This window comes from Streptococcus sp. 1449 (assembly GCF_013276805.1).
Lineage (GTDB): Bacteria > Bacillota > Bacilli > Lactobacillales > Streptococcaceae > Streptococcus > Streptococcus pseudopneumoniae.
On record NZ_VMLS01000088.1, the window covers coordinates 1 to 782 of the forward strand.

1 protein-coding gene, 1 tRNA gene and 1 pseudogene are annotated in these 782 nt (G+C 38.9%); 1 reads left to right on the forward strand and 2 read right to left on the reverse strand.

The window, feature by feature from the left end; all coding sequences use genetic code 11:
* Positions 1 to 23 precede the first annotated feature (23 nt).
* Positions 24 to 97, forward strand: a tRNA-Asn gene (locus HT687_RS10900).
* Here the strand turns inward: HT687_RS10900 and HT687_RS12090 are convergent.
* Both HT687_RS12090 and HT687_RS10910 read right to left on the reverse strand, forming a co-directional pair.
* A pseudogene (locus HT687_RS12090) lies at positions 86 to 373 on the reverse strand (transposase); the annotation flags it as partial. The gene HT687_RS10900 and the pseudogene HT687_RS12090 overlap by 12 nt on opposite strands.
* Positions 372 to 782: transposase (locus tag HT687_RS10910; RefSeq protein WP_172924203.1), on the reverse strand; the 411-nt coding region annotated here is incomplete at its 5' end. The pseudogene HT687_RS12090 and the gene HT687_RS10910, both read right to left, overlap by 2 nt.

Here is a 782-nt window from a genome sequence, read left to right on the forward strand (position 1 = left end):
ATAGGGAAGTCGCTTAGCTTTAATCCGCCATAGCTCAGTTGGTAGTAGCGCATGACTGTTAATCATGATGTCGTAGGTTCGAGTCCTACTGGCGGAGTAATTTAGTTAAGAGGTTTAGGCCTCTTTTTTTGTTATGTAATAATAATCTATCTCGTGTTATTAGAGGCGAGACATTTTTCGGCTCTTTGTCAACTGTAGTGGGTTGATGAAAAGCTAATCTCGAGAAAGGGCAAATTTCGTCATTTTTTTTGAAGTTTTTAAAGTTCCGAAAACCAAAGGCGTTGCGTTTGATAAGTTTGATGAGATTATTAGTGACTTCTAGTTTGGCGTTAGAATAGGCTAGTTTAAGGGCATTGACAATTTTCTCGTTATCAGCGTTCCAAACATTCAAAAATAGTTGGGACTTCCCTTAATAAATCTGTTACTTTCTTTTTCAAGATAGCCCAAGCTTGCTCAATAGGATTCAAATCTGGTGAATAAGGCGGTAGAGGTAAGAAAAAGTGTTTATCTTGGATGCAGAGTTCATCCAAAATGTTCTTGGGATAAAAACTAGCATTGTCCATGATAATAACATGAGGTGTCTTCAAAGCAGGCAGGAGTTGCGTTTTGAACCACTCCACAAAGAAATCGCTTGTCATGCTGTTCTTGTAAATCATGGGAGCTATAAACTCTATGTATACTTGTCCTGCAAAAATTGAAGTTAGCGCAAAACGACGTCCGCTAATCTTTTCATTGACTTTCTCCCCTTTAGGAGTCCCTGCATAAAGAAGATAGCGGGAGCG